The sequence below is a fragment of the Litoribrevibacter albus genome, from assembly GCF_030159995.1.
In the GTDB taxonomy this organism is placed as follows: domain Bacteria; phylum Pseudomonadota; class Gammaproteobacteria; order Pseudomonadales; family Litoribrevibacteraceae; genus Litoribrevibacter; species Litoribrevibacter albus.
Genome location: NZ_BSNM01000024.1, coordinates 1 through 3,973 on the forward strand (window position 1 = coordinate 1; position 3,973 = coordinate 3,973).

The following is a 3,973-nucleotide window of genomic DNA, read 5'->3' on the forward strand; positions in this document are numbered from 1 at the left end:
TCACATTGAATACGGTGTCTGAATCAGGATGTTTACATCTGATGTTTTAATCAATCGGGCTGAACAATAGTGTTCTAAACCACTTTGGTGTTATATAGCCAAGCCTCACGAGCAATTAGTACTGGTTAGCTCAACGCCTCACAACGCTTACACACCCAGCCTATCAACGTCCTGGTCTTGAACGGCTCTTTAGAGGTCTTAAAGACCTAGGGAAAACTCATCTTAAAGGGGGCTTCCCGCTTAGATGCTTTCAGCGGTTATCCTGTCCGAACGTAGCTACCGGGCAATGCCATTGGCATGACAACCCGAACACCAGAGGTTCGTCCACTCCGGTCCTCTCGTACTAGGAGCAGCTCTCTTCAATTTTCCAACGTCCACGGCAGATAGGGACCGAACTGTCTCACGACGTTCTAAACCCAGCTCGCGTACCACTTTAAATGGCGAACAGCCATACCCTTGGGACCGGCTTCAGCCCCAGGATGTGATGAGCCGACATCGAGGTGCCAAACTCCGCCGTCGATGTGAACTCTTGGGCGGAATCAGCCTGTTATCCCCGGAGTACCTTTTATCCGTTGAGCGATGGCCCTTCCATACAGAACCACCGGATCACTATGACCTACTTTCGTACCTGCTCGACGTGTCTGTCTCGCAGTTAAGCTGGCTTATGCCATTGCACTAACCGTATGATGTCCGACCATACTTAGCCAACCTTCGTGCTCCTCCGTTACTCTTTGGGAGGAGACCGCCCCAGTCAAACTACCCACCACACAGTGTCCTCGATCCCGATAAGGGACCTGAGTTAGAACCCCAAACATACCAGGGTGGTATTTCAAGGTTGGCTCCACCAGAACTGGCGTCCTGGTTTCAAAGCCTCCCACCTATCCTACACAAGTATGTTCAAAGTTCACTGTGAAGCTATAGTAAAGGTTCACGGGGTCTTTCCGTCTAGCCGCGGATACACAGCATCTTCACTGCGATTTCAATTTCACTGAGTCTCGGGTGGAGACAGCGTGGCCATCGTTACGCCATTCGTGCAGGTCGGAACTTACCCGACAAGGAATTTCGCTACCTTAGGACCGTTATAGTTACGGCCGCCGTTTACCGGGGCTTCGATCAAGAGCTTCGCTAATGCTAACCCCATCAATTAACCTTCCGGCACCGGGCAGGCGTCACACCCTATACGTCCACTTTCGTGTTTGCAGAGTGCTGTGTTTTTAATAAACAGTCGCAGCCACCTGGTCACTTCGACCGACCTCAGCTTACGGAGCAAGTCCGATCACCAAAGTCGGCGTACCTTCTCCCGAAGTTACGGTACCATTTTGCCTAGTTCCTTCACCCGAGTTCTCTCAAGCGCCTTGGTATTCTCTACCTGACCACCTGTGTCGGTTTGGGGTACGGTCTCTTCATAGCTGAAGCTTAGAGGCTTTTCTTGGAAGCATGGCATCAATCACTTCGTTACCGTAGTAACTCGTCATCAACTCTCAGCATTAAGAGCCCGGATTTGCCTAAGCTCTCTGCCTACAATCTTAAACCTGGATAACCATCACCAGGCTGACCTAGCCTACTCCGTCCCCCCATCGCACTATAAAGAGGTACAGGAATATTAACCTGTTTCCCATCGACTACGCATTTCTGCCTCGCCTTAGGGGCCGACTCACCCTGCGCCGATTAGCGTTGCGCAGGAACCCTTGGTCTTCCGGCGGGGAAGTTTTTCACTCCCCTTATCGTTACTCATGTCAGCATTCGCACTTCTGATACCTCCAGCATGCTTCTCAACACACCTTCAACGGCTTACAGAACGCTCCTCTACCATGCCCCGAAGGGCATCCGCAGCTTCGGTACTATGTTTGAGCCCCGTTATATCTTCCGCGCAGGCCGACTCGACTAGTGAGCTATTACGCTTTCTTTAAAGGGTGGCTGCTTCTAAGCCAACCTCCTAGCTGTCTGAGCCTTCCCACATCGTTTCCCACTTAACATAGATTTTGGGACCTTAGCTGGCGGTCTGGGTTGTTTCCCTCTCCACGACGGACGTTAGCACCCGCCGTGTGTCTCCCATGATTGCACTCATCGGTATTCGGAGTTTGCAAAGGGTTGGTAAGCCGGGATGGCCCCCTAGCCTTAACAGTGCTCTACCCCCGATGGTGAGACATGAGGCGCTACCTAAATAGCTTTCGAGGAGAACCAGCTATCTCCAGGCTTGATTAGCCTTTCACTCCTATCCACAAGTCATCCCCTGGCTTTTCAACGACAGTGGGTTCGGTCCTCCAGTGCGTGTTACCGCACCTTCAACCTGCTCATGGATAGATCGCCTGGTTTCGGGTCTAATCCCAGCAACTATACGCCCTATTAAGACTCGGTTTCCCTACGCCTCCCCTAAACGGTTAAGCTTGCTACTGAAATTAAGTCGCTGACCCATTATACAAAAGGTACGCAGTCACAGAACAAGTCTGCTCCCACTGCTTGTACGCATACGGTTTCAGGTTCTATTTCACTCCCCTCACAGGGGTTCTTTTCGCCTTTCCCTCACGGTACTGGTTCACTATCGGTCAGTCAGGAGTATTTAGCCTTGGAGGATGGTCCCCCCATGTTCAGACAGGATACCACGTGTCCCGTCCTACTCGATTTCACTTAGGTTAGTTTTCGTGTACGGGGCTATCACCCTGTATCGCGGCACTTTCCAGAGCCTTCCACTAACGTCCCCTAAGCTTAAGGGCTGGTCCCCGTTCGCTCGCCGCTACTAAGGGAATCTCGGTTGATTTCTTTTCCTCGGGGTACTTAGATGTTTCAGTTCTCCCGGTTCGCCTCTTACACCTATGTATTCAGTGTAAGATACCCAACTTACATTGGGTGGGTTTCCCCATTCAGAGATCTCCGGATCAAAGTCTGTTTGCCGACTCCCCGAAGCTTATCGCAGGCTACAACGTCTTTCATCGCCTCTGACTGCCAAGGCATCCACCGTATGCGCTTAGTCACTTGACTATATAACCCAAAATAGTTTGGATTATTGTTCATTTGACTGATTAACGATCACCGGATGTAAATACGCTTGATTCAGTTTAACTCGTATTACAACTCGAAGAATTACTATTACTATTAGCAATTCATCATTTCTCTGTCCTAATTTTTAAAGAGCGGTTAACAAGTTGCGAACAACTTATTAACAATAGTGTTCTTACGAACGACTAAAGGTGAAATATTCTTCTTTAAAAACATTTCCCTTTAGTTTGGGTTCCACGGGTTCTTCTTGGAAAGAAGTGGTGGAGCTATGCGGGATCGAACCGCAGACCTCCTGCGTGCAAGGCAGGCGCTCTCCCAGCTGAGCTATAGCCCCAAATAATCTCGAGAGTACTACTCGTTGAGATTTGGTAGGCTTGGGCAGATTTGAACTGCCGACCTCACCCTTATCAGGGGTGCGCTCTAACCAACTGAGCTACAAGCCTATGGAATAGTCTTGACTCAAGCTGGCCTAGAAGACTCTCTTAAGTCTAAAACCGCTCTCTCTAATTCTTTGTTCAGATAATTCGTTGTGGACACTTGACTGAGCGCAAAAGGCTCTTTTCGTTTAAGGAGGTGATCCAGCCCCAGGTTCCCCTAGGGCTACCTTGTTACGACTTCACCCCAGTCATGAATCACTCCGTGGTGATCGCCCTCCCGAAGGTTAGGCTAACCACTTCTGGAGCAACCCACTCCCATGGTGTGACGGGCGGTGTGTACAAGGCCCGGGAACGTATTCACCGTGACATTCTGATTCACGATTACTAGCGATTCCGACTTCATGGAGTCGAGTTGCAGACTCCAATCCGGACTACGACCGGCTTTCTCAGATTAGCTCCCCCTCGCGGGTTGGCAACCGTCTGTACCGGCCATTGTAGCACGTGTGTAGCCCTACTCGTAAGGGCCATGATGACTTGACGTCGTCCCCACCTTCCTCCGGTTTATCACCGGCAGTCTCCTTATAGTTCCCGACCGAATC

The 3,973-nt window shown here is 50.5% G+C and carries 2 tRNA genes and 2 rRNA genes; all 4 read right to left on the reverse strand.

Features of this window, described 5'->3' with window-relative positions:
* Window positions 1-94: 94 nt before the first annotated feature.
* Window positions 95-2,979: ribosomal RNA gene (locus QQL66_RS18500) — 23S ribosomal RNA — on the reverse strand.
* A gap of 276 nt (window positions 2,980-3,255) precedes the next feature.
* Window positions 3,256-3,331, reverse strand: a tRNA-Ala gene (locus QQL66_RS18505).
* A gap of 32 nt (window positions 3,332-3,363) precedes the next feature.
* Window positions 3,364-3,440 (reverse strand) — tRNA-Ile (locus QQL66_RS18510).
* A gap of 123 nt (window positions 3,441-3,563) precedes the next feature.
* Window positions 3,564-3,973 (reverse strand): 16S ribosomal RNA (locus tag QQL66_RS18515); the annotation flags it as partial.